A 23,625-nucleotide genomic window follows, 5' to 3' on the forward strand; every position below is an offset into this window, starting at 1 on the left:
TCAGGGATGAAACGGCGTGACAAGTGCCTGAAAATCGGCAAACTATGCTTTCTGCGATAAGGGTGGGCATCGCATGAAAGCTTCATCCACGCCCACTCCGTTAATGGGAGCGTTTAAATGAAAAAGTCACTTTTGTCCGCCGTGGCCCTGACCGCGCTTATCGCGTTCAGCGGCAATGCGTGGGCTGACGTACTGTTCGCCGTCGCCGGTCCGATCACCGGCCCGAACGCGGCCTTCGGCGCACAGTTGCAGAAGGGCGCCGAGGCGGCCGTCGCTGCGATCAATGCCAAGGGCGGCATCAATGGCGAGCAGATCAAGCTCGAAATCGGTGACGACGTCTCCGATCCGAAGCAGGGCATCTCGGTCGCCAACAAGTTCGTCGGCGACGGCGTCAAGTTCGTGATCGGCCACTTCAACTCGGGCGTCTCGATCCCGGCCTCGGAAGTCTACGCCGAAAACAACATCGTCGAAATCACGCCGGCCGCGACCAACCCGAAGTTCACCGAGCGCGGCCTGTGGAACGTGTTCCGCACCTGCGGACGCGACGACCAGCAGGGCGCCATCGCCGGCGCCTACATCGCCGCGAATTTCAAGGATGCCAAGGTCGCCGTCATTCATGACAAGACCCCTTATGGCCAGGGCCTTGCCGACGAAACCAAGAAGGCAATGAATGCCGCTGGCGTCAAGGAAGTCATGTATGAAGGTATCAATGTCGGCGACAAGGACTTCTCGGCGCTGATCGCCAAGATGAAGGAAGCCGGCGTCACCCTGATCTACTGGGGCGGCCTGCATACCGAAGCCGGCCTGATCATCCGCCAGTCCGCGGATCAGGGCCTCAAGGCTCCGATGATGTCGGGCGACGGCATCGTGACGGACGAGCTTGCGGCGATCGCGGGCGACGCCGTTGCCGGTACGCTCAACACGTTCGGCCCCGACCCACGCCTGATCCCGGCCAACAAGGAGCTCGTCGAGAAGTTCCGCGCGCAGGGCTTCGAGCCGGAAGCTTACACGCTCTACGCCTACGCCGCCGTGCAGGTGGTCGCCGAGGCGGCCGCTGCCGCCAAGACGAACGACCCGCAGGCCGTTGCCAAGGCGATGCATGAAAATGGTCCGTTCCCGACCGTCCTGGGCGATCTTGCCTATGACGCCAAGGGCGACCCGAAGCTGCCGGGCTACATCATGTACGAGTGGAAGAAGAAGGACGACGGAAAATATTCCTGGTTCCCGAAGTCGTAATCCGCTCAGACAGATCTGAGACCAATGATGCCCGGCGCCACGCGCCGGGCATTTTCTTTGGGCGCATTCCTGTGGTCGATGACCCTTCTTCGCCGGCTCCCCTTGGGCCGGAGAGATCGCATCCAGGATCGAAATTGTCGCCCTTGTTCCGTCCGTTCGAGCGAATGCGTGCGAGTGTTGGCCGGATAATTGATTTAAATCGGTTTAAATGCGCGTTGATTTTGTTTGCACTGCAGCATTTTCACGCTAATCATGGCGCCGGTTTCTCTTCCCTTCCGCTGCTGGAGCCCAGTCCTTGGCCATCACGAAGATCCTCGTCGCCAACCGGTCAGAAATCGCCATCCGCGTCTTTCGCGCGGCCAACGAGCTGGGCCTCAAAACCGTGGCGATCTGGGCCGAGGAAGACAAATATTCGCTGCACCGCTTCAAGGCCGACGAGAGCTACCAGGTCGGGCGCGGCCCGCATCTCGCCAAGGACATGGGGCCGATCGAGAGCTATCTGTCGATCGAGGAAGTGATCCGCGTCGCCAGGCTTTCGGGCGCCGATGCGATCCACCCGGGTTACGGGCTTCTGTCGGAGAGCCCCGAATTCGCCGAGGCCTGCGCGCAGGCCGGCATCACCTTCATCGGGCCGAAGCCGGACACGATGCGCCGGCTCGGCAACAAGGTTGCGGCGCGCAATCTCGCCATCGAGGTCGGCGTGCCGGTGATCCCCGCCACCGATCCGCTGCCCGACGACATGGACGCGGTCAAGAAACTGGCCAAGGAGATCGGCTATCCGGTGATGCTGAAGGCCTCTTGGGGCGGCGGCGGACGCGGCATGCGCGCCATCCGCGCCGAGGCCGATCTCGTCCGCGAAGTCACGGAAGGCAAGCGCGAGGCGAAAGCCGCCTTCGGCAAGGACGAGGTCTATCTCGAAAAGCTGATCGAACGCGCCCGCCATGTCGAGGTGCAGGTACTTGGCGACACCCACGGCAACGCCGTGCACCTCTTCGAGCGCGACTGCTCGATCCAGCGCCGCAACCAGAAAGTCGTCGAGCGTGCGCCCGCGCCCTATCTCGAAATGTCGCAGCGCGAGGAGCTTTGCGGCCACGCGCTGAAGATCGCGCGCGAAACCAGCTACATCGGCGCCGGCACCGTCGAGTTCCTGCAGGATGCCGATACCGGCAAGTTCTATTTCATTGAGGTCAACCCGCGCATCCAGGTCGAACATACTGTCACCGAGATGGTGACCGGCATCGATATCGTCAAAGCCCAGATCCATATTCTCGACGGCTTCGCCATCGGCACGCCGGAATCGGGCGTGCCGGCGCAGAGGGACATCAGGCTGAACGGCCACGCCTTGCAGTGCCGCATCACCACCGAGGATCCCGAGCATAATTTCATCCCGGATTACGGTCGCATCACCGCCTATCGCGGCGCCACCGGCTTCGGCATCCGCCTTGATGGCGGCACCGCCTATTCCGGCGCGGTCATCACCCGCTTCTACGATCCGCTGCTGGAGAAGGTGACGGCGTGGGCGCCGACGCCGGCCGAGACCATCGCGCGCATGAACCGCGCCTTGCGCGAGTTCCGCATCCGGGGCGTCGCCACCAACCTCACCTTCCTCGAAGCGATCATCAATCACCCGAGCTTCGCCGACAATTCCTATACGACCAAGTTCATCGACACGACGCCGGAGCTGTTCCAGCAGGTCAAGCGTCAGGACCGGGCGACCAAGCTCGTCAACTACCTGGCGGACGTCAGCGTCAACGGCCATCCCGAGACGCGCGGCCGGCCGATGCCGAAGGCCGATGCGGCGCCGCCCGTGGTGCCCTATCTCAACGGCAACGTGCCCGCCGGCAGCAAGCAGAAGCTCGATGTGCTCGGCCCGGAAAAGTTCGCCGCCTGGATGCGCGAGCAGAAGGAAGTTCTGGTCACCGATACGACGATGCGCGACGGCCATCAGTCGCTGCTGGCGACCCGCATGCGCACGCATGACATTGCCGGCATCGCCGGCACCTATGCGCGCGCCCTGCCGCAGCTTTTGTCGCTCGAATGCTGGGGCGGCGCGACCTTCGACGTGGCGATGCGCTTCCTCACAGAGGACCCGTGGGAGCGGCTGTCGCTGGTGCGCGAGGCAGCGCCCAACCTGTTGCTGCAGATGCTGCTGCGCGGCGCCAATGGCGTCGGCTACACCAACTATCCCGACAATGTCGTGCAGCATTTCGTCAAGCAGGCGGCTGCCGGCGGCATCGACCTGTTCCGTGTCTTCGATTGCCTGAACTGGGTCGAGAACATGCGCGTCGCCATGGACGCGGTTGGTGCCGAGGGCAAGCTGATCGAAGCGGCGATGTGCTACACCGGCGATATTCTCGATCCGGCGCGGGCCAAGTACGACCTGAAATACTATGTCGGGCTGGCCAGGGAATTGCAGGCCGCCGGCGCCCACATCATCGCGGTCAAGGACATGGCCGGCCTGCTGAAGCCGAGCGCTGCCCGCGTGCTGTTCAAGGCGCTGCGCGAGGCGACCGACCTGCCGATCCATTTCCACACCCACGACACGTCGGGCCTGTCGGCGGCGACGGTGCTGGCGGCGGTGGAGAGCGGCGTCGACGCCGTCGACGCGGCGATGGATGCCTTCTCCGGCAATACGTCGCAGCCTTGCCTGGGCTCGATCGTCGAGGCGCTGAAGGGTACCGAGCGCGATCCGAGCCTCGACCCGCAATGGATCCGCAAGATCTCGTTCTACTGGGAAGCGGTGCGCAACCAGTATGCAGCCTTCGAAAGCGACCTGAAAGGACCGGCCTCGGAAGTCTACCTGCACGAAATGCCGGGCGGACAGTTCACCAACCTCAAGGAACAGGCGCGCTCGCTTGGGCTGGAGACGCGCTGGCACGAGGTGGCGCAGACTTATCACGACGTCAACCTGATGTTCGGCGACATCGTCAAGGTGACACCGTCGTCCAAGGTTGTCGGCGACATGGCGCTGATGATGGTGAGCCAGGATCTGACGGTCGCCGATGTCGAGAACCCGGCCAGGGACATCGCCTTCCCGGACTCGGTCGTCTCGATGCTGCGCGGCGATCTCGGCCAGTCGCCGGGCGGCTGGCCGCAAGCGCTGCAGAAAAAGGCGCTGAAGGGCGACAAGCCGATCACGGCGCGGCCCGGCTCGCTGCTGAAGCCCGCCGATCTCAAGGCCAGCCGCAAGGAGATCGAGGAGAAGCTCGAGCGCAAACTCTCGGAATACGAGTTCGCCTCGTGGCTGATGTATCCGAAGGTGTTTTCCGACTTCGCCGCGGCGCAGGAAGCCTACGGCCCGGTCAGCGTCCTGCCGACGCCGACCTATTTCTACGGCATGAAATCGGAAGACGAGATCTTCGTCGACATCGAGAAGGGCAAGACGCTGGTGATACGGTGCCTGGCCATCGGCGATGTCGACGACAAGGGCATGGTCACCGTGTTCTTCGAGCTCAACGGCCAGCCCCGTCGAGTCAAGGTGCCGGACCGGGCGCATGGCGCCTCCGCCGCCAAGGCGCGCCGCAAGGCCGAACCCGGTAACGAGGCGCATGTCGGCGCACCGATGCCGGGCGTGGTTTCCGCGCTTGCGGTCGCCGCCGGCCAGGCTGTGAAGGCCGGCGACGTGCTGCTCTCCATCGAGGCCATGAAGATGGAGACGGCACTGCATGCCGAGCGCGACGGCACGGTCGCCGAGGTTCTGGTCAAGGCCGGCGACCAGATCGATGCCAAGGATTTGCTGATCGCCTTCGCCTGAAGGCTCACTCAAGCGGGCAGGCTGTCGGCTTCTGTTGGCAGCCCTTGGCGCGCTGTTCGATAACCGCTTGACCCCGTGCCCCCGGTCGGGCATCGAACCGCTGAAATTCGCCGTGGCACGGTCCCCGAGTCGCGGCGGAGAACCGATTTTTTGGAGAAAAACATGGCCGACGATATCACCGAGACCAGCCAGACTGTTGCCGCCGGCCAGCTGCGTGCCCTCATTGAGCGCATCGAGCGGCTCGAGGAAGAAAAGAAGACGATCGCCGACGACATCAAGGAAGTGTTCGCCGAGGCCAAGGGCAGATCGGAAGAGCGTCGTGTAGGGAAAGNGCCATCCTCGATCTGTATATGGCCGCGCTCGGCATGGTGTAGAGACTGTTTGGAAATTCTACTCTGGCGGCCATCTGATGGCGTTTTCTGCGTTTCCGGTGCTCACGGACCAATGTCCGCTCCGCTCCGGTTCTCGAAACCACACCATATGACTCGCCAGACGAATTTCGAAACAGCCGCTAAGGGCTCGGCAACGATCTAAACCTGGGTGGTGCTGGAGCGGCATCGAACCATGAGCGAATTCGACTTTGGCGGCCGTCGCGCCTCGGAATTTCGCCATCGCGGCTTCTGGTCGCTGTTCGCTGAACGGCATCCGGAAGAAAGGGCGCGGTTGGCGCGGCGTGGACCCTGGTTCTGGCAGCGCGGATTGCCCGATTTTGCCCTGGTCCTGTCCATGTATGTCGCGCCCGCGCAGAACCATGTCGGCGTCTTCTTCGGCCGCAACGAGAAGTTCGGCGCCACGCAAAGCCGGTCGCGGCTGAAGCCGTTCCAGCCGGCGATCGAAGACAGGCTGAAGCTCAGGCCGGAGCAAAGTTGCGAGGGCCTAGGCATCAATTCGATGTGGCGGGTGAACTGCTATGCCGAGGACAACTGGCCGGCGATGACCGACTGGCTGGTGACGGAATGTTCACGTGTCGAGCAGGCTGTTATCGAAGTGCTGGGGCAGGGGTAGGTGATCGCGGATTTCTTCCGTTCGCGCTGGCTTGGCCAGGTGCCGCTCGACCGGCTGTTCTGGCGCGACATGCTGCTCGTCGGGACATTGATCAATATGGCGTCTTCGGCGCTGGCGCTGGTCCTGCTCGGCCTCAAGCTGCCGCTGTGGCTGGTTCTGGCGGTGCATTTCGCGCCGGTCCCCTACAACATCTTCCTGACCTCGGCCGTGTGGCGGACGGCCGAGAGCGGCGCCAAGGCGTCGCTAATGCTGCTGGGCTCCGCACTCTGGCTTATTGCCACCGTGGTCGTCTGAAGAACGGCACCAGGCATGAAAAAGGGCGGCCCAGGCCGCCCTTTCCGGAGCTATAGGCTGCCGTTCAGGCGGCCGGTTCGAATTTCAGCGCCACGCCGTTGATGCAGTAGCGCAGGCCGGTCGGCGGCGGGCCGTCCTCGAAGACGTGGCCGAGATGGCTGCCGCAGCGGGCGCAGTGGCATTCGGTGCGAACCATGCCGTAGCTGCGGTCGATGGTGTTCTCGACCGAACCTGGCACCGGGTCGTTGAAACTCGGCCAGCCGGTGCCACTCTCGAACTTCAGCTTGGATTCAAACAGCGGCTGGTCGCAGCCGACGCAGGAAAAGGTGCCGGCGCGCTTTTCGTAGAGCAAGGCGCAGCTTCCCGGACGCTCGGTGCCGTGGCCGCGCATGACCGCATATTGCTCCGGCGTCAGCCGGGCGCGCCATTCGGCGTCGGTGCGGGTGACGGGATAGGTGTGGGTGTCCATGTGATCTCCTCAGCCTTGGCGGCTCGTTATTGGTTGCAACCTCATATTCGCCTGAAGATAGGCGTTTGTTACCGGCATGGCCAGTTCTGGCGCACTCACTGCTTCCTTGAAAGCTGTTTCGTGGCGCCTTCCAGCCCGGCCAGCGTCAGCGGAAACATGCGGCCGCCGAAGATGTCGCGGATCATCGCGATGGAATGCGTAAAGCCCCAGTTCTTCTCGCTCTCCGGATTGAGCCACACCGCATTCGGCCACTGCTGCAGCAGACGGCCGAGCCAGACAGCGCCGGCTTCCGGGTTCCAGTGCTCGACCGAGCCGCCGGGATGGGCGATCTCGTAAGGGCTCATCGAGGCGTCGCCGACGACGATCACCTTGTAGTCCGGCCCGTATTTGTGGATGAGGTCGAAGGTCGGGACCGTTTCGGCATGGCGGCGCCGGTTGTCCTTCCACACGCCCTCGTAGAGGCAGTTGTGGAAATAGAAATATTCGAGCTGGCGAAATTCGGCGCGGGCGGCCGAAAACAGCTCCTCGACACTTTTGATGTGATCGTCCATCGAGCCGCCGACATCGAAGAACATCAAAAGCTTCACGGCGTTACGCCGCTCGGGCCGGGTCTGGACGTCGAGATAGCCGTGCTCGGCGGTGGCATGGATGGTGCCGGGCAGGTCGAATTCCTCCTCGGCGCCTTCGCGCACCCAGCGGCGCAGCCGCTTCAGCGCGATCTTGATGTTGCGGGTGCCGAGTTCGACGGCATCGTCGAAATTCCGGAATTCACGCTTGTCCCACACCTTCACCGCGCGGCGATTGCGGCTTTCATGCTGTCCGATGCGCACGCCTTCGGGATTGTAGCCATAGGCGCCGAAGGGCGAGGTGCCGCCGGTGCCGATCCATTTCGAACCGCCCTGGTGGCGGCCCTTCTGCTCCTCGAGCCGCTGTTTCAAGGTCTCCATCAGCTTGTCGAAACCGCCGAGCGCCTCGACCAGTCTTTTCTCTTCCTCGGTCAGGTGCTTTTCGGCAAGCCGGCGCAGCCATTCCTCGGGAATATTGGCGACATCCACCGCATCCGATCCGCCCAGCGCCTCGATGCCCTTGAAGATATGCGCGAACACCTGGTCGAAGCGATCGATATGGCGCTCGTCCTTCACCAAAGCGGCGCGGGCGAGGTAGTAAAAACCTTCGACGTCGTAGTCGACCAGCCCGGCTTCCAGACCCTCCAGCAGCGACAGATATTCCCTGAGCGAGACGGGAACGCGCGCGGCTTTCAGTTCGAGGAAGAAGGGGATGAACATGGCCGATTATAGCAAATCGTACTCGATGAAGCCCGTGCGGCGGGCGACGTGGTCGTAAAGCTTGCGTGCGGTGGTGTTGGTCTCGTGCGTCATCCAGTAGATATTCTTGACGCCGATCTTGCCGGCTTCCTGCTTCACCGCTTCAATCAGTGCCGCACCGATGCCCTTGCCGCGGACGTCCGGGTCGGCGAACAAATCCTGCAGATAGCAGTTGTTTTTCTCCGACCAGCCGGAGCGGTGGTACAGGTAGTGCGTGAGACCGACCGCTTTGCCGTCCAGTGTGGCGATGAAGCCTTTCGGCTCGAATTCACCCGGAGTGAATAGCCGCTTCCAGGTGATGGCGTAGACCTCTTCCGGCAGCTTGGTCTCGTAGAAGGTCAGGTAGTCGGTCCACAGCCGCCGCCAGTCGGCATGGTCGGATTGGGCAAGCGGGCGGACGGTGATCTCGGTCATTTCGTTTCCTCCGAAGGGGTCAGGTCGAAGCTGCCCACCTGTTCGGCTAACGGCAACGGTCCACAGCCGGGGAAAGCGCTAACCCTGCCTGCGCGCCAAGAAGGCCAGCCGCTCGAAAAGATGAACGTCCTGCTCGTTCTTCAGCAATGCGTCGTGCAGCTTGGGCAGCGCGTTCTTCGGGTCGGCGCGCAAATCCTCCGGCGCGATATCGTCGGCGACCAGCAGGCGGATCCAGTCGAGCGCCTCGGAGGTCGACGGCTTCTTCTTCAGCCCCGGCACTTCGCGGATCTCGTAGAATCGGGTGAGCGCCGCGCGCACCAGATCGTGCTTGATGCCGGGATAGTGGACGTCGACAATCCTGTGCAGCGTCTCGACGTCGGGAAAGCGGATGTAGTGGAAGAAGCAGCGGCGCAGGAAGGCGTCCGGCAGCTCCTTCTCGTTGTTGGAGGTGATGATGACAATGGGACGGATTGCGGCGCGGATGGTCTCGCCGGTCTCGTAGACGAAGAACTCCATCCGATCGAGCTCCTGCAGGAGGTCGTTGGGAAACTCGATGTCGGCCTTGTCGATCTCGTCGATCAGGAGCACGACCTTCTTGCCGGCGGCGAAGGCTTGCCAGAGCTTGCCGCGCTTGATGTAGTTCTTGATGTCGTTGAACCTGGTATCGCCGAGCTGGCTGTCGCGCAGCCGCGACACGGCATCATACTCGTAAAGACCTTGCTGGGCCCGCGTCGTCGATTTGACGTGCCATTCGATGAGGTCGAGGCCGAGTGCCGCCGCCACCTGGCGGGCGAGTTCGGTCTTGCCGGTGCCGGGCTCGCCCTTGACCAGCAAGGGCCGCTCCAGCGCGATCGCCGCGTTGACCGCCACCATCAGATCCTTGTCGGCGACATAGGCCTCCGTGCCTTCGAAACGCATTTCTGCTCCTTGGTTCATTCCAGGCGATCGTAAGGAGGCGGCTCGGCCCGCGCAAGGGTGGGGTGTCCGTGACGACTGTGCGAGACCCGCGGGGAAAGAACGCCAATTCTCTGGCGCTTGGCCGACCGGCGGCCTATATTGGGCGGGACGGTCTGCGCTTCCCGGCAGGAGAACATTTTCCCCGGGGCCTTAACGATCCTTAGGGAGCTGTCCCTGGGAAGACCCGTGGGTTTTCTCACACGGCGCCCACCTACTTTGTAGGTTCCCGGGATCGCTCTCTCCACCGGTTGTGTGGATCGTCACTTCTTGCCCATGTCCGCGCATTCCGGTGGATGACGCGGTAGAAAACGTCGCTCCTAAAACTTCATCCAGATTTGACCTTTTCTATCGTCGCGGCATGACATCTCTCAAAGACCTGAAAAAACAGCTGCGGCTCGAGGCTCTCGACCGCCGCGATGCGCTTGATGAATTCTGGCGTGTGGAAGTTGCGCTCGAGATGGCCGAGACGGCGCGCGACCAGCTCGCCATCGAACCCGGCCAGATCGTGTCGGGCTTCTGGCCGATGCGTTCGGAGGTCGATGTGCGGCCGCTGATGTTCGCCCTGCGCGAAAAGGGGGCAAGGCTCTGCCTGCCCGCCATTCTCGACAAGACCACCATCGTCTTTCGCGAACTGGTGCGCGGTGCGCCGATGGTCGAGATGGGTTTTGGCACGGTCGGCCCGCACCACGAGGCCGAGGTGCTCGACCCCTCGGTGATGCTGGTGCCGCTCGCCGCTTTCGACGCGCGCGGCCATCGCATCGGCTATGGCGCCGGCTATTACGATCGCGCCATCGCCAGACTGGTCGACAAGGGCCATGCGCCCCGGCTGATCGGCATCGCCTTCGACTGCCAGGAAGTTCCGCAGGTTCCGGACGAACCCCACGACATCATCATCCCGGAAATACTCACCGAGACCGGGTTGCGCCGCTTCACGCCAAAATTGTAGATAAATGGACGCATGATCTTTCACTGGCGTCATGCAGCTTTTGCTTCGCTGACTTTCGGTGCGGGATCATATGAGACTTCTCTTCCTCGGTGACATGGTAGGCAAGACGGGACGCACGGCGGTTTGGGAACAACTGCCCGGCCTGATCTCGGACTTCAAACTCGATTTCGTCATCGTCAATGGCGAGAATGCCGCCGGCGGTTTCGGCATCACCGAGGAGATATTCCGCGAGACCATCGCCGCCGGCGCCGATGTCGTCACCACCGGCAACCATGTCTGGGACCAGCGCGATGCGCTGGCCTTCGCGCCACGCGAGGAACGCTTCCTGCGGCCATCCAACTTCCCCAAGGGCACGCCCGGGCGCGGTTCCGGCGTCTACATGGCCAGGAGCGGCGCGCGCGTGCTGGTCGCCAACATCATGGGCCGGGTGTTCATGCATCCCGAGCTCGACGATCCGTTCCAGGCCGGTGAACGCGAGCTTGCCGCCTGTCCGCTCGGCGAGCAGGCGGATGCCGTGGTGATCGACTTCCACGCCGAGGCAACCTCGGAGAAGATGTGCTTCGCGCATTTCGTCGATGGCCGCGCCAGCCTCGTCGTCGGTACCCACACCCACCAGCCGACCGCCGACCACCAGATCCTCAATGGCGGCACCGGTTACTTGTCCGACGCCGGCATGTGCGGCGACTATGATTCCTCGCTCGGCATGGACAAGGAGGAGCCGCTCAACCGGTTCCTGTCGAAAGTGCCGAAAGGCCGGTTCGAGGCGGCGAACGGACCGGCGACATTGTGCGGCGTCGGCGTCACCATTTCCGACCGTACGGGACTGACCGAGAAGATCGCGCCGTTTCGTCGCGGGCCGCGCCTGGAAGAAACGGCTCCGTCCTTCTGGTCGTGACATTGATATGGGGGATCGCAGTACCTAACTGCCGGCGACACTGCTCTAGATCGTAGAGGGGACGACCTCCATGCAGCTTATCGAGTTCCTTGCGCCGCATTTTCAATTTGTTTCCGATCCAACGGCCTGGGTCGCGTTGTTGACGCTGGTTGTGCTCGAGATCGTGCTCGGCATCGACAATCTGATCTTTATCTCGATCCTGACCAACAAGCTGCCGGAAGCCCAACGCGCCCGCGCCCGCCGGCTCGGCATCTCGGCCGCGCTGATCATGCGGCTGGTGCTGCTCGCCACCATCTCGATCATCGTCCAGCTGACGGCGCCGGTGTTCACGGCGCTTGGCCACGGCTTTTCCTGGCGCGACCTGATCCTCATCGCCGGCGGCCTGTTCCTGGTGTGGAAGGCAACCAAGGAAATCCATCACACGGTCGATCCCGACGACCACAAGGACTCGATGATGGGCGAGACGCTGCAGATCAGCCTTGCCGGCGCGATCTTCCAGATCCTGCTGCTCGACCTCGTCTTCTCGATCGATTCGATCATAACCGCCGTCGGCATGACCGACGAGATCGCCATCATGTACATCGCGGTGATCGTCGCCGTCAGCGTCATGATGCTTGCGGCCGGGCCATTGGCGGATTTCATCGCCAAGAACCCGAGCATCGTCATGCTGGCGCTGGGCTTCCTGCTGATGATCGGCATGACGCTGATTGCCGACGGCATGGGCTATCACGTGCCCAAGGGCTACATCTATGCGGCGATGGGTTTTTCTGCGCTGGTCGAGGGCCTCAACATGCTGGCGCGGCGACGCAAGAAGGCGAAATCCGGCGACCGGCACTGAGGCGGCACTTGCCGGACGCCTAACTGGATTGACTCTTACGAAATTGTACGTACATTACTGTAAGTCGACGGTGCTGTTTTGCAGTTCGAATGGGACTTTGAAAAAGCTAGGCGCAACCTTGCCAAGCACGGCATCGCGTTCGATCTGGCCCAAAAGGTGTTCGATGATCCGCTTCATCTCATAGTGCCTGACCGCTTTGAAGATGGCGAACAACGGTGGCATGCGATCGGGGCGATCGGAGCCGTAGTGGTTATGCTGGTTGTCCACACGTATCCTGATCGCGAAGATGAAGAACGGATTAGGATTGTTGGCGCCCGGAAAGCGACACCGCATGAAAGGAGGCGCTATGAGCAAGAAGAACCTTAGTCGGGATCAGCGCGATCAACTCGCCAAGCTGGCTGACTTGCCTGACAGCGAGATTGATACTTCCGATATCCCGGAGGTTCCGGCGGAGAATTGGGTTCATGCTCGCCGCGGACATCTTTACCGACCACTCAAACAGCCGGTGACCATCAGACTCGATGCTGATGTGCTATCTTGGTTCAAGGAACATGTCGGGAGCGGCGGTTATCAAACCGAAATCAATCGCGTGCTCCGCCATCATGTGATCGAACAGGAACGGCGTAGAACCTAAGTTGGTTCACTCCGCGGCACGCCCTTTGGGTGACGGTCGCCGATCAGGCCCAATGTCAGGCCTTGCTCCAGCCAGGCCTTGGCGCCGGCCAGGACGAGCGTGAAGCCGCCGGTCGAGCCGACGGCTTCCTTCACCTGCTCGTCGCCATTGCCGGCAAAGCCGAAATTGCGGACCTCGACAAAGGTCGCATCAGGCATTTCGGTGAAGGTCCAGACCACCGTGGTCGGCGGATCGCTCCATTGCATGACGATCTTCTCGTTCTTGACGATCTCGCTGACATTGACCGTCGTCGAGACGCCATACATGCGCCATTCCCAGCGAACCTCATTGCCGCTGTCCAGCCGGCTGCTGCCGTCAGTGAACCAGAATTTGGTGGTGATGGCCGGATCGACGATGGCCTCGAACACCTCGGCGACGTGCCTTCGGATCAGCATGCCTGCTTCGGCGGTTGGTGTTTCGCGGATTTCCATGGTGGCCTCCTTCGAAAGGTCGTTCATCGCACGAAAGGTCGTTCATCGCACCGCGACCGGCGTTTACGCGGTTCCAGACAGCAAACGCCAAGTGCCATCCCGGAGTTGCCTTACCCCCAAGTTGCCTCAGGCAAGGTTGATCTGCCAGGAGACGCCGAACCTGTCGTTCAGCCAGGCGAAGCGGCGGCTGAAGCCGTAATTGTCAGGCGGCATCAGGAACGCGCCGTCCTTTGCCAAGGTCTCGACAATGCGGTCCAGCTCCTCTTCGGAGGAACAGTCCACGTAGAGCGAGACCGAGGGTGTGAAGGTGAAGGCGTGATGCACCGGGCTGTTGAAGGCCATGACCTCCAGGCCGGCGATGGACACGCGCGCCAGCTTGACCACGCCTTCCGGGCCATCCTCGCCGGCGCCGTAGCGCGTGACGTCAAGGACCTCGCTGTCGGGAATGGTCTCGCAATAAAGGGTCATGGCCTCTTCGGCCTTGCCCTCGAACATCAGGAATGGCGTTACTCTCGTCATCGCGAGTCTCCCCCCCCCCTCAAATGTTGGTCTCGTTGGCGGGTTCGCCCTTCATCTCGCTGCGGTAATAGCCGTCGCGCAAATTGATGCCATATTCGACATAGGCCTTCATGCAGGCCAGCATCTGCGACCAGCCCTCGCAGTTGAGGTAGGATTTCTTCAGCCCGACCGAGCCCTCCCGCCAGCCGCTCTCGGCGATGGTGACGAAGGTGCTGCCATCGTCCAGCGGCTCGAAGTTCATCTCGATACGGGTCTTGTAGGCGGGCTTGCCGTCGGCGTCGGTGGCGTCCCAGCGCAGCACGATGCGGCTGTCCTTGACCACTTCGTCGACCTCGACCGGCACCTTGCCCCACCAGACGACGCCCGCGCCGGCTTCAAGCGGCGCGCTGGCGCCGCCGATGGTGGTGAAATAGCCGCTCAGCTTCTTCGGATTGACGACGGCGTCGAAGACTTCGGCGACCGGCCTGCCGACGCGTCCGGAAACCTTGAATCCAAGAGACATAGCCACAGCTCCTTCCTTGATTGATCCGAGAATATGTTATAGAAACATAACATGTCAAGCCGATCGCAAGACGACAATGTTTTCAAGGCGCTGGCGCATCCGCGCCGGCGCGAAATGCTGGACCAGCTGAAGGAAGAGCCGAAGACCACGGGGATGCTGTGCGATGCCTTTCCCGACATCGACCGCTGCACCGTCATGCTGCATCTCAAGGTGCTGGAGGAAGCCGAGCTGATCGTGGCGCGCCGCGAGGGACGCGAGCGCTGGAACCATCTCAACGCGCTGCCGATCAAGCAGATCCACGATCGCTGGATCAGCCAGTATGCCGGCCACGCGCTCAGCATCATCGACCGGCTGAAATCCGATCTCGAGGCGTGAGCCGCGCTGTCTCTCCCGTTGCGAACGCACCGCGGCTGGACGAATTGAGCCGATTTATCTATAAGCCGGCCATTCCGACAGAGAACGCCGTGCTTCCGCGAGTTGCACCCGGGACGCTCTGAAATTTTGAATTCGAGCATTTTGCAAAAGCGAGGTGAGCCACCTCGTCGCAGTGTGCTCTAGCCGAACACGACAGGGGTGCCATGGCTGGCCATTCACAGTTCAAGAACATCATGCACCGCAAGGGCCGTCAGGACGCGGTGCGGTCGAAAATGTTTTCCAAGCTGGCGCGCGAAATCACCGTTGCCGCCAAGAGCGGAACGCCCGATCCTTCGATGAACCCGCGCCTGCGCCTGGCGATCCAGAACGCCAAGGCGGTGTCGATGCCGAAGGACAACATCCAGCGCGCCATCAACAAGGCCTCGATGGGCGATGCCGAAAACTACGAAGCCGTACGTTACGAGGGCTATGGTCCCGGTGGCGTCGCCGTCATCGTCGAAGCCCTGACCGACAACCGCAACCGCTCGGCCTCCAACGTGCGCGCCGCCTTCACCAAGGCCGGCGGGGCGATGGGCGAAACCGGCTCGGTGTCGTTCATGTGGGATCGTGCCGGCGAGATCTACTATCCGGTGTCGGCCGGCAGCGCCGACAAGGTCATGGACGCGGCGATCGAAGCCGGCGCCGACGACGTGGAGTCGGACGAGGAAGGTCATACGATCTATTGTGCCTTCGAGAACCTCGGCGAGGTGTCGAAGGCACTGGAAGCCTCGCTCGGCGAAGCGGAATCGGTCAAGCTGATCTGGAAGCCGCAGAACACCGTTCCGGTCGACGAGGAGCGCGCACAGTCGCTGATGAAGCTGGTCGCCACGCTCGAGGATGACGACGACGTCCAGAGCGTCTACGCCAACTTCGAAGTCGATGAGGCGACGCTGGCCAAGCTCAGCGCGGCATGAGCGCAGCTCAACCCGGCGTGGACGAAAAGCGGCTGCCCGGCATCCGCATCACCTATTGCACGCAGTGCCAATGGCTGCTGCGTGCCGGCTGGATGGCGCAGGAGCTGCTCTCCACCTTCGGTACGGATCTCGGCGAAGTGACGCTGGTGCCCGGCACCGGCGGCATCTTCACCATCTCCTGCAACGAGGTGATGGTCTGGGATCGCAAGCGCGACGGCGGCTTTCCGGATGCGGCCAAACTGAAGCAGCTGGTGCGCGACGTCATCGACCCGGATCGCGACCTCGGTCATGCCGATCGGAAAACAAAGGCGTAAGGGTCGCCGGCGCTACCGTCACTTTCCTCGCCATGCACCGAAGGCGGCGCCAATCGCGATGCCCATGGCAATGCCCACCGGAAGGTCATCCAGGGCGGTGCCGATCGCGGCGCCGACACCGACTCCGATTGCCATGCCGAAGGCCATAGTCGAATATTGATCCTTCAAAACGCGTCTCCCGACGATCGTCCTGAACTTTCAGGCGCGGCAGTGACTCCTGCCGTCAACGCGCGGCGAACCAGAAAGATGCCATTGCGGCTATTGCCGTGATGGCGCGGACATGGTTCCACATCACCCATTCATCAAGGTAGCGCGACCACAGCATTGCGCCTTCGCTGCTGGCCGGGTCGACGGCCGCCAATGCATCGTTGAGCGGCACGTTGAAGACCATGGTCACGATCGGGTTGCCGACGAGATAGATCAGCGCGCCGGCGAGAAGCCAGAACGAGCCCGGCTGGCTCCAACCGATGATGGCGCCGGCGATAAGCACAAGGCAGATCAGTCCGGTCCCGAAAAGTGCGGTCATGAAAGCCGGGGTGATGACGGTGACGTTGATCGAGTTCATCGCGGCGATGCCGCTCGCCGCAGGCAGGCGGGCGAGCGCTGGCATGACGAAGTTGGAAAAGGCAAAGAACACGCCGCCGACGACGCCGGAGCCGATTGCGGCGAAGAAGATCAAGGTGGGGAGAGATTTCGCGATCATGTCGGTTGCTCCAGAAAATATGAATAATCCTCACATTTGCAAAACGTGATAAACCCTCGTATTTTTCGAGTCAAGCCATTGCCTGGCCATTTTGTTGAAATCGGAGCCATCATGGAGGACACCGCAGCGCCTGTTTCGCCGCAGGAACAGCTTGCGTCGCCACGGCGCGCGCCAACCCAGCAGCGCAGCCGCGAGCGGGTCGAGCGCATGCTGGCCGCCGCCTCGGCGCTGATCGCCGAGCAGGGCAGCGATGCCATGCGCATGGGCGAGGTGGCGGAACGGGCAGGGGTTTCGATCGGCTCGCTCTACCAGTTCTTTCCCGACAAGCGGGCGATCATCTGGGCGCTGGCCGAGCGCTACACTGCCGAGAGCCAGGCCTGCATTTCAGCGGCGCTCAAGGATGTCCGTGATGCAGAAGGCCTGCGGCGGGCTTTCTCGGAATTGGTCGACATCTACTACCGGCTGTTCCTGGCTGAGCCGGTGATGCGTGACATCTGGTCGGGCACGCAGGCCGACAAGGCGCTGCGCCAGCTGGAACTCGCCGACAGCCGGGCCAATGCTGAATTCCTTTTGGCGGTGCTGAAGCGATTGCGTCCGCGAGCCGATCCGGTGGCGCTGGAGACCATCGCGTTTCTGGTGTGGCAGATGGGCGAAGCCGCGATGCGGCTGGCGATCTCGGTCGAGCGGCAGGAGGGCGACAGGCTGGTCGATGCCTACAAGCGCATGGCGCTGAGGGAATTGCTCGCCGAGTAAGATGCTCTCACCCTTGCCCTCGTGGGGAGGGTCGCTGCGAAGCAGCGGGGTGGGGGCGGCGCCGGACCCCCACCCGGACCTTCGGTCCGACCTCCCCACAAGGAGGAGATAGAGGCGCCAGCTTGAGGCGATCTGCCTTGCGGCCACAAAAAACCCGCCTCGGAGGCGGGTTTTTGATCTGCGGCAATGCCGAAAGGGCTTAGAGGCCGAAACCTTCGAAACGCTTCTTGAACTTCGACAGGCGGCCGCCGCGGTCGAGCAGGGTCTGCTGGCCGCCCGTCCAGGCCGGGTGGGTGGTCGGGTCGATATCGAGGTTCATCGTATCGCCTTCCTTGCCCCAGGTCGAACGGGTCGTGTACTCGGTACCGTCGGTCATGACGACCTTGATGGTGTGGTAGTCGGGATGAATAGCGCTCTTCATGGTTCGGTTCCTGGCTTGCCGGCGCCACTGACGGGCCAATGGCCTGCGTCGATGCGCCCCTTTTTAAAACTCGAAGCCGCAGCTATTGAGGAGCCACGGCTTCTAAAACGGTCGGCGTGCCTATACATCAGCCGGAATTGAATCACAAGGCCGCGGCGAGCGCATATTGAGGCGCACACACCGAGGCGGCTAGAGGAAACACCGAGATGGCGCAATCCAGCAGCGCAGACGAGCGTCGACGCTCGCTCAAGCCGCTCAGCCGCCTGTTCCCCTATATAACGCATTACCGCACGCTGGTTGTCGGTGCCCTCATCTCGCTGACCATCGCGGCGGCAACGACATTGGCGCTGCCGCTGGCCGTGCGGCGCATGATCGACCATGGTTTCTCCTCAGCCAACACCATCTTCATCGCCGAATATTTCGCCGCCCTTGTGGCAATGGCTGCCGTGCTGGCGGCCGCATCGGCCGGCCGCTACTATTTCGTCATCACGCTAGGCGAGCGCGTCGTCGCCGATATCAGGCGCGATGTCTTTGCCCATGTGACGACGCTGTCGCCTGCCTTCTTCGACACCGCCCAGTCGGGCGAGATCGTGTCGCGGCTCGCCGCCGACACCACGCAGGTCAAGTCGGCGGTCGGCGCCACCGCCTCGGTCGCGCTGCGCAACGTCATCCTTGGCCTGGGCGCAGTGGGAATGATGGTCGTCACCAGCCCGAAGCTGTCAGGCCTGGTCATTGCGGCCATTCCCGTCATCGTGCTGCCGCTGGTCGCCTTCGGGCGGTCGGTGCGGCGCAAGTCAAGGCAGGCGCAGGACACGCTGGCCGAGGCGACCGCCTATGCCAGCGAGCAGATCGGTGCGGTGCGCACCTTGCAGGCCTTCACCAATGAGAAGCTGGTCACCGGCCATTTCTCCAGCGCCGTGGAGGCTGCCTTCGAGGCGGCCCGTGCCTCGATCTTCGCGCGCTCCTTCCTCACCTTCTTCGCCATCTTCACCATCTTCTCTTCCGTCGTCGCGGTGCTGTGGTTCGGCTCGCGCGACGTGCTCGAAGGCACGATATCGCCGGGCACGCTCGGCCAGTTCCTGCTCTATTCGGTGTTCGCCGCCGGTGCGCTCGGCGCGCTGTCGGAAGTCTGGGGCGAACTTGCACAAGCCGCGGGTGCGGCAGAAAGGCTGACCGAGATCCTGGCCGAGGAGCCGGCGATCCAGGCGCCGGCCGATCCGAAGCCGCTGCCGGCGGTCGCCAGGGGAGCGATCGTCTTCGACGACGTCTCCTTCTCCTATCCGGCCAGACCCGACCGCGCCGCCGTCCACGGGCTGAGCTTTCAGGTCATGCCCGGCGAGACGGTGGCGATCGTCGGTCCTTCGGGTGCGGGCAAAAGCACGGTCTTCTCGCTGATCTTGCGCTTCTACGATCCCGAAACCGGCAAGGTGCTGATCGACGGCGTCGACGTGCGCGAGGCCGATCCCGCCTCGGTGCGCGAACGCATCGCGATCGTGCCGCAGGACGTCACCATCTTCGCGGCCACCGCGCGCGACAATATCGGCTTTGGCCGGCCGGGCGCCGGCAAAGCCGAGATCGAGGCGGCGGCGAAGGACGCGCTGGCCGACGAATTCATCCTCAAGCTCGACAAAGGCTATGACAGTCAGGTCGGCGAGCGCGGCGTGACGTTGTCCGGCGGCCAGCGCCAGCGGGTGGCGATCGCCCGCGCCATCCTGCGCGACGCGCCGATCCTGCTGCTCGACGAAGCCACGTCGGCGCTCGACGCCGAAAGCGAGACGCTGGTGCAGACGGCGCTCGAACGGCTGATGCAGGGCCGCACCACCATCGTCATCGCCCATAGGCTGGCAACCGTGCTGAAGGCCGACAGGATACTGGTCATGGATGGCGGCTCGATCGTCGAGGAAGGCACGCACCATAGTCTCGTCGCCAAAGGCGGCATCTATGCACGGTTGGCCAAGCTGCAGTTCGAGACCGGCGCCAGCGCCTTCCGGGGCGCGGCGGAGTAGGCATTTTCCGATCCGGCGGGCTGTTGCCGCCGGTCGCCGAAAACCGGAATGGCGCGATGGCCGGTTTCAGCCGCCGTAGCGCTGCTTCAAGTGGTTGACGAAATACGCGGCGTTGAGCTTTTCGCCGGTGGCGCGCTCGAGCAGCTCCGGGGTCGACCAGCGCGATCCTTGCGACCATATCTTCTTGCGGCGCCAGTCGTTGATATCAGCGAAATTCCCTTTCGCCAGATCGTCATCGACCGACGGATGCTCCCGCGTCAGCGCGGCCCATTGCTGCGCCGCCATCATCGCGCCCAGCGTGTAGGAGGGGAAGTAGCCGAAGGCAGCACTTGGCCAATGCACGTCCTGCATCGGCCCGTCGGCAGGATTATCAATGGTCGAGAGGCCGAGATAGTCGCGCATCCTGGCGTCCCAGGCTTCGGGCAGATCAGCCACCTCCAGCCGGCCCGTGACAAGTTCCTGCTCCAGTTCGTAGCGCAGGATGACATGCAGCGGATAGGTCACCTCGTCGGCGTCGACCCGGATCAGGCCGCGCTCGACATGGTGCACATGCGGCAGGATATGGTCGAGCGACCAGGCTTCGCCGAGATGCTTTTCCACCACCGGCAGAGCCCAGCGCCAGAAGGCGGGGTTGCGGCCGATTTGCTTTTCGACGAACAGGCTCTGGCTTTCATGCACGGCCATGCCGCGGGCCTTGCCGAGCGGCCAGTGCGACCATGCCTTGGGCAGGTTCTGTTCGTAGAGCGCGTGCCCGGTCTCATGCAGCACGCCCATCAGCGCCGACAGGAAATCCGATGTCTTGTAACGGGTGGTGATGCGCACGTCGCTCGGCACGCCGCCGCAGAAGGGATGGTGCGACACCGAGAGCGAGCCGTGTGTCAGGTCGAAGCCGACCGCCGCCATCATGGCAAGGCCGAGTTCGCGCTGGCGGTCGATCGCGTAAGCGCCCGAAAGCGGCTTCANTGCGCAGCCGCGCTTCCTGCACTGCCAGCGCCTCCGGCACGAACCCCTTGAGGAAGGCCTTTAACTCGGTGAAGACAGGGGTGATGTCGGCGACGCGGTTGCCGGGGTCGTATTGCTCCATCAGAGCATCATAGGGCGCGAGGCCGAGCACGTCGGAGCGCAGGGCGGCCTCTTCGCGCACCAGCGCCACCACGCCCTCCAGCGCCTGCTGAAAGCCCGCCCAATCATTCTTGGGGCGCAGGTCGCGCCACAGCTGCTCGCAACGCATGCGCGCCGTCGTCTGGCGTTCGACGAATTCGACCGGCAGGCAGGTCAAATTGGTGTATTGCCGCCGCAGTTCGGCGAGTGCCGCGCGCTGCTCGTCGTCGAGCACCTCACCTTCGGCGGCGGCGATCCAGTCGGATATCTCCGGTGCGGTCGCCCTGGTGTGGTACATGCCGGCAAGGGCTGCCATCGCCTCGGCACGCTTTTCGCCACCGCCCACGGCCATGTGGGTCGCTTCATCGGCACTGAGGATGGCCAGCGCATGCTCGAGCGCTTCAAGCTTGTGGCCGAGATCGTCGAGTTTCTGAAAGGACATGGCGGCTTCCGTGATTGAGGACGGCGCGAAAAGACACCAACGCAAAAGCGTTGGCAACCCTCAGAGATCGTCCGGCAGATGCGCCTTGCGCCGACGCCGTCGCGCATGAAATGCTGACGGGCCAAATGAAGGGGGAGCAAATGATCGGCAACATCCTGGTCGGGCTGGTGGCTTTGATCCATGTCTACATCGTCTATCTCGAGATGGTGCTTTGGGACACGCCGCGCGGGCACAAGACATTTCGCCTGACGCCGGAATTCGCCAGCGCCTCGAAGGTGCTCGCCGCCAATCAAGGTCTCTATAACGGATTTCTCGCCGCCGGCCTGATCTGGGGGCTTTACCTCGGCGCGGCCGGTTTCCAGGTCAAGGTCTTCTTCCTTTTGTGCGTGGCCATTGCCGGCCTCTACGGCGCGGCAACGGTCGGCCGCAAGATCCTGTTCATCCAGACCGTGCCGGCTGTGCTCGCCCTGATCGCGGTCTGGCTTGGCTGGTAGGCAAACTCGGCCGATCAGGAAAAAGGGCGCCCGCGGGATTGGGGTCCCGAAGGCGCCAGGTGGTCCTTCCTCTGGGACCTTTCCAGGCGGGATAGGCTCAGCCGTTCGGATAGTTTCCGCCGTCGGAGCCGTCGCCCATCATGAAACCGCTGCCGGTGTCGCCCCTCAGCCGCTGGTCGACATTGTCGAGGCGGCGCAGCAGGTCACGATACTGCGCTGACGGGATCCTGCCGTGATCCGACGCGGCGATCTTCTCGGCGGCCTGGCTGATCTGGTTGGTGCGCATTTCCAAGTGTTCGGCGACCGCCGGGGTGATGTTGTTAGCCTGTCTTGCGTCCACGATGCCCTGACGGACGCCCTGCGCCTGTTCGATGAGAGCCTCGACACGCGGGCGCGCCATTTCGGTCGGTGGGGCGGCGTCGAGCGCGCCCTTGTGATGGCCCGCGGCATAGGCGCCGGCAAGAGGGGCGGCAATCAGTATTGCGGCAAGGGTTGCAGTCTTGAGAGATGCTGAAGAGCGCATGACGGCGCCTCCTTTTGCTGGGGAAAAGGGAGCGGCCTTGCCGCCCCGCGTTCCGGACGCGGGCCGTCCGGTTCCGTCGCGTCGCGATGAGAGGCATCGCCGGCGGTTCTCGGCCCTGCGCAGCAAGCTAGGAGCGCTCCGGCGCGAAGTGTAATTAAAAAAAGATAATCTTTTCAGGCCTTGCCGGTCGCGCTTTGCGCCCTAGAGTTGAGCCGGCGAACAAATTCGCGTGACATCGCGTGATGATGGATCAACGTTCGGTGAGCTTGAGTTCAATGCGGCGGTTCTTGTTGCGCGCCTCTTCGGTGTCGGCGGGATCGAGCGGCTGGAACTCACCAAAGCCGGCGGCGACCAGCCGGTTGGCAGGCACGCCGTTCTCGATCAGGAACTTGACCACCGAGGTCGAGCGCGCCGTCGACAGTTCCCAATTGTCGCGATAACGGCCGGTGCCGGACAGCGGCTTGTTGTCGGTGTGGCCATCGACGCGCAGCACCCAGTTGATCTCCGGCGGAATTTCCTTCTGCAGCTCGATGATGGCATCGGCGAGTTTCTTCATCTCGACCTTGCCTGCATCGTTGATCACCTCGGAGCCGGTCGGGAACAGCACTTCCGACTGGAAGACGAAGCGGTCGCCGACGATACGGATGTTCTCGCGATCGGCGAGGATTTCGCGCAGGCGGCCGAAGAAGTCGGAGCGGTAGCGGTTCAGTTCCTGCACGCGCTGGGCCAGCGCGACGTTGAGGCGGCGGCCGAGATCGGCGATCTTGGTGTTGGAATCGCGGTCGCGCGTTTCGGACACGTTGAGCGCGTCCTCGAGCGCGCCGATCTGCTTGCGCAGTGCGGCGATCTGCTGGTTGAGGATCTCGACCTGGCTCAGCGCCTGCTGGCTGATCTGGCGCTGGTTGTCGAGTTCTCCGCCGAGCTCCGCGGCCCGCCGGTTGGCGGCGTCGCCGGCGCCGGCGCCTTGCGCCAGCAATTGTTCGAGCCGGCTCTTCTCGGCCTCCGCCGCCGATAGCGACGCCTGCAGATTGGCGAGCGAATCATCCTTGTCCTGTGCTGTCGAGCGCTCCAGCGCCAGAAGCTGGGTCAGTTCGTTGATCTGCGAGTTGAGGCGTGACAGCGCCGTATCCCTGCCGGAGATTTCGCGGCCGAGCAGGAATTGCGCCAGCACGAAGACGGTGAGCAGGAACATGATGGCCAGCAGCAGCGTCGACAGTGCATCGACGAAGCCCGGCCAATAGTCGATGCGGCGATCGGCGCGCCGCGCCCGTGCCAGGGCCAC

General features: G+C 63.1%; 27 protein-coding genes, 1 other RNA gene and 1 pseudogene. 16 read left to right on the forward strand and 13 right to left on the reverse strand.

Going from position 1 to position 23,625, the window contains the following annotated elements; all coding sequences use genetic code 11:
- The first annotated feature begins 117 nt into the window (after nucleotides 1-117).
- The 4 genes from X743_RS153690 to X743_RS153675 all read left to right on the forward strand — a co-directional run bounded on the left by X743_RS153690 (nucleotide 118) and on the right by X743_RS153675 (nucleotide 6,289).
- Nucleotides 118-1,236, forward strand: coding sequence for a branched-chain amino acid ABC transporter substrate-binding protein (locus X743_RS153690; protein ID WP_023766095.1), 1,119 nt, complete (start codon nucleotides 118-120; stop codon nucleotides 1,234-1,236).
- 295 nt (nucleotides 1,237-1,531) lie between these two features.
- On the forward strand, nucleotides 1,532-4,990 hold the full coding sequence (gene pyc, locus X743_RS153685) for a pyruvate carboxylase (protein WP_023766096.1): 3,459 nt from the start codon (nucleotides 1,532-1,534) through the stop codon (nucleotides 4,988-4,990).
- A 564-nt stretch (nucleotides 4,991-5,554) separates the two neighbouring features.
- The gene (locus X743_RS153680) at nucleotides 5,555-5,995 is read left to right on the forward strand and encodes a hypothetical protein (RefSeq protein WP_023766098.1); all 441 of its coding nucleotides are present in this window, start codon (nucleotides 5,555-5,557) and stop codon (nucleotides 5,993-5,995) included.
- Nucleotides 5,996-6,289, forward strand: coding sequence for a hypothetical protein (locus tag X743_RS153675; protein ID WP_023766099.1), 294 nt, complete (start codon nucleotides 5,996-5,998; stop codon nucleotides 6,287-6,289).
- Nucleotides 6,290-6,353: 64 nt separating this feature from the next.
- Here the strand turns inward: X743_RS153675 and msrB are convergent, their stop codons facing one another.
- The 4 genes from msrB to X743_RS153655 form a co-directional block, all read right to left on the reverse strand.
- Nucleotides 6,354-6,758: a peptide-methionine (R)-S-oxide reductase MsrB gene (gene msrB / locus X743_RS153670; RefSeq protein WP_013892492.1), complete on the reverse strand. Its 405-nt coding sequence runs from the start codon at nucleotides 6,756-6,758 to the stop codon at nucleotides 6,354-6,356.
- Between the two features lie 95 nt (nucleotides 6,759-6,853).
- Entirely contained in the window at nucleotides 6,854-8,044 is a 1,191-nt protein-coding gene (locus tag X743_RS153665) for a VWA domain-containing protein (protein ID WP_023766100.1), read from the reverse strand.
- Nucleotides 8,045-8,050: 6 nt separating this feature from the next.
- Nucleotides 8,051-8,497: a GNAT family N-acetyltransferase gene (locus X743_RS153660; RefSeq protein WP_023766101.1), complete on the reverse strand. Its 447-nt coding sequence runs from the start codon at nucleotides 8,495-8,497 to the stop codon at nucleotides 8,051-8,053.
- 78 nt (nucleotides 8,498-8,575) lie between these two features.
- Nucleotides 8,576-9,415 (reverse strand): MoxR family ATPase, encoded by an 840-nt coding sequence (locus X743_RS153655; RefSeq protein WP_023766102.1) that lies wholly within the window; start codon nucleotides 9,413-9,415, stop codon nucleotides 8,576-8,578.
- 146 nt (nucleotides 9,416-9,561) lie between these two features.
- Between X743_RS153655 and ssrS the strand changes: the two genes are divergently transcribed.
- From ssrS to X743_RS153630, 6 genes are all read left to right on the forward strand, one after another.
- Nucleotides 9,562-9,717, forward strand: a non-coding RNA gene (gene ssrS / locus X743_RS1000000170690) — 6S RNA.
- 95 nt (nucleotides 9,718-9,812) lie between these two features.
- Complete coding sequence (locus X743_RS153650) at nucleotides 9,813-10,400, forward strand: 5-formyltetrahydrofolate cyclo-ligase (RefSeq protein ID WP_023766103.1); 588 nt, start codon at nucleotides 9,813-9,815, stop codon at nucleotides 10,398-10,400.
- Between the two features lie 70 nt (nucleotides 10,401-10,470).
- Entirely contained in the window at nucleotides 10,471-11,295 is an 825-nt protein-coding gene (locus X743_RS153645) for a YmdB family metallophosphoesterase (RefSeq protein ID WP_023766104.1), read from the forward strand.
- Between the two features lie 70 nt (nucleotides 11,296-11,365).
- Entirely contained in the window at nucleotides 11,366-12,133 is a 768-nt protein-coding gene (locus tag X743_RS153640) for a TerC family protein (RefSeq protein ID WP_031257767.1), read from the forward strand.
- A 78-nt stretch (nucleotides 12,134-12,211) separates the two neighbouring features.
- Nucleotides 12,212-12,499: a BrnT family toxin gene (locus X743_RS1000000170695; protein ID WP_084555510.1), complete on the forward strand. Its 288-nt coding sequence runs from the start codon at nucleotides 12,212-12,214 to the stop codon at nucleotides 12,497-12,499.
- The gene (locus X743_RS153630; RefSeq protein WP_023766107.1) at nucleotides 12,480-12,767 is read left to right on the forward strand and encodes a BrnA antitoxin family protein; all 288 of its coding nucleotides are present in this window, start codon (nucleotides 12,480-12,482) and stop codon (nucleotides 12,765-12,767) included. Before X743_RS1000000170695 ends, X743_RS153630 begins: the two co-directional genes overlap by 20 nt.
- On the opposite strand, the gene X743_RS153625 is transcribed toward X743_RS153630, so the two are convergent.
- The 3 genes from X743_RS153625 to X743_RS153615 all read right to left on the reverse strand — a co-directional run bounded on the left by X743_RS153625 (nucleotide 12,764) and on the right by X743_RS153615 (nucleotide 14,258).
- A complete protein-coding gene (locus X743_RS153625) occupies nucleotides 12,764-13,237 on the reverse strand; it encodes an SRPBCC family protein (RefSeq protein ID WP_023766108.1) in 474 nt (157 codons plus the stop codon). The genes X743_RS153630 and X743_RS153625 overlap by 4 nt on opposite strands.
- Before the next feature lie 126 nt (nucleotides 13,238-13,363).
- Complete coding sequence (locus X743_RS153620) at nucleotides 13,364-13,756, reverse strand: VOC family protein (protein WP_023766109.1); 393 nt, start codon at nucleotides 13,754-13,756, stop codon at nucleotides 13,364-13,366.
- A 19-nt stretch (nucleotides 13,757-13,775) separates the two neighbouring features.
- Nucleotides 13,776-14,258 (reverse strand): SRPBCC domain-containing protein, encoded by a 483-nt coding sequence (locus X743_RS153615; RefSeq protein ID WP_023766110.1) that lies wholly within the window; start codon nucleotides 14,256-14,258, stop codon nucleotides 13,776-13,778.
- Nucleotides 14,259-14,309: 51 nt separating this feature from the next.
- On the opposite strand from X743_RS153615, the gene X743_RS153610 reads away from it, so the two are divergent.
- The 3 genes from X743_RS153610 (at nucleotide 14,310) to X743_RS153600 (ending at nucleotide 15,900) form a co-directional block, all read left to right on the forward strand.
- The gene (locus tag X743_RS153610; protein WP_023766111.1) at nucleotides 14,310-14,633 is read left to right on the forward strand and encodes a helix-turn-helix domain-containing protein; all 324 of its coding nucleotides are present in this window, start codon (nucleotides 14,310-14,312) and stop codon (nucleotides 14,631-14,633) included.
- Nucleotides 14,634-14,836: 203 nt separating this feature from the next.
- Nucleotides 14,837-15,586: a YebC/PmpR family DNA-binding transcriptional regulator gene (locus tag X743_RS153605; RefSeq protein WP_023766112.1), complete on the forward strand. Its 750-nt coding sequence runs from the start codon at nucleotides 14,837-14,839 to the stop codon at nucleotides 15,584-15,586.
- On the forward strand, nucleotides 15,583-15,900 hold the full coding sequence (locus X743_RS153600) for a SelT/SelW/SelH family protein (RefSeq protein ID WP_013892508.1): 318 nt from the start codon (nucleotides 15,583-15,585) through the stop codon (nucleotides 15,898-15,900). The genes X743_RS153605 and X743_RS153600 overlap by 4 nt, the downstream gene beginning before the upstream one ends.
- An 18-nt stretch (nucleotides 15,901-15,918) precedes the next feature.
- Here X743_RS153600 and X743_RS1000000170700 read toward each other — a convergent pair whose 3' ends face one another.
- Both X743_RS1000000170700 and X743_RS153595 read right to left on the reverse strand, forming a co-directional pair.
- Entirely contained in the window at nucleotides 15,919-16,068 is a 150-nt protein-coding gene (locus X743_RS1000000170700) for a hypothetical protein (RefSeq protein ID WP_023766113.1), read from the reverse strand.
- A gap of 55 nt (nucleotides 16,069-16,123) precedes the next feature.
- Nucleotides 16,124-16,603 carry a DUF1772 domain-containing protein gene (locus X743_RS153595; protein WP_023766114.1) on the reverse strand — a complete coding sequence of 160 codons (480 nt, stop codon included), beginning with the start codon at nucleotides 16,601-16,603 and terminating at the stop codon, nucleotides 16,124-16,126.
- Between the two features lie 111 nt (nucleotides 16,604-16,714).
- On the opposite strand from X743_RS153595, the gene X743_RS153590 reads away from it, so the two are divergent.
- A complete protein-coding gene (locus tag X743_RS153590; RefSeq protein WP_023766115.1) occupies nucleotides 16,715-17,356 on the forward strand; it encodes a TetR/AcrR family transcriptional regulator in 642 nt (213 codons plus the stop codon).
- 199 nt (nucleotides 17,357-17,555) lie between these two features.
- Here X743_RS153590 and rpmE read toward each other — a convergent pair whose 3' ends face one another.
- Nucleotides 17,556-17,777, reverse strand: coding sequence for a 50S ribosomal protein L31 (gene rpmE / locus X743_RS153585; RefSeq protein ID WP_010912060.1), 222 nt, complete (start codon nucleotides 17,775-17,777; stop codon nucleotides 17,556-17,558).
- Nucleotides 17,778-17,983: 206 nt separating this feature from the next.
- Here rpmE and X743_RS153580 point away from each other — a divergent pair, with 206 nt between their 5' ends.
- Nucleotides 17,984-19,783: an ABC transporter transmembrane domain-containing protein gene (locus X743_RS153580; protein ID WP_023766116.1), complete on the forward strand. Its 1,800-nt coding sequence runs from the start codon at nucleotides 17,984-17,986 to the stop codon at nucleotides 19,781-19,783.
- A 66-nt stretch (nucleotides 19,784-19,849) separates the two neighbouring features.
- Here X743_RS153580 and X743_RS01000000168990 read toward each other — a convergent pair.
- Nucleotides 19,850-21,326, reverse strand: a pseudogene (locus X743_RS01000000168990) (carboxypeptidase M32).
- Nucleotides 21,327-21,466: 140 nt separating this feature from the next.
- Between X743_RS01000000168990 and X743_RS153575 the strand changes: the two are divergent.
- Nucleotides 21,467-21,820 (forward strand): DUF1304 domain-containing protein, encoded by a 354-nt coding sequence (locus X743_RS153575; RefSeq protein WP_023766117.1) that lies wholly within the window; start codon nucleotides 21,467-21,469, stop codon nucleotides 21,818-21,820.
- 97 nt (nucleotides 21,821-21,917) lie between these two features.
- Here the strand turns inward: X743_RS153575 and X743_RS153570 are convergent, their stop codons facing one another.
- Together X743_RS153570 and X743_RS153565 are read right to left on the reverse strand one after the other, a co-directional pair.
- Complete coding sequence (locus X743_RS153570) at nucleotides 21,918-22,343, reverse strand: hypothetical protein (RefSeq protein ID WP_023766118.1); 426 nt, start codon at nucleotides 22,341-22,343, stop codon at nucleotides 21,918-21,920.
- A gap of 250 nt (nucleotides 22,344-22,593) precedes the next feature.
- Nucleotides 22,594-23,625 (reverse strand): peptidoglycan -binding protein, encoded by a 1,032-nt coding sequence (locus tag X743_RS153565; protein WP_023766119.1) that lies wholly within the window; start codon nucleotides 23,623-23,625, stop codon nucleotides 22,594-22,596.

This window comes from Mesorhizobium sp. LNHC232B00 (genome assembly GCF_000502435.1).
GTDB classification, from domain to species: domain Bacteria; phylum Pseudomonadota; class Alphaproteobacteria; order Rhizobiales; family Rhizobiaceae; genus Mesorhizobium; species Mesorhizobium opportunistum.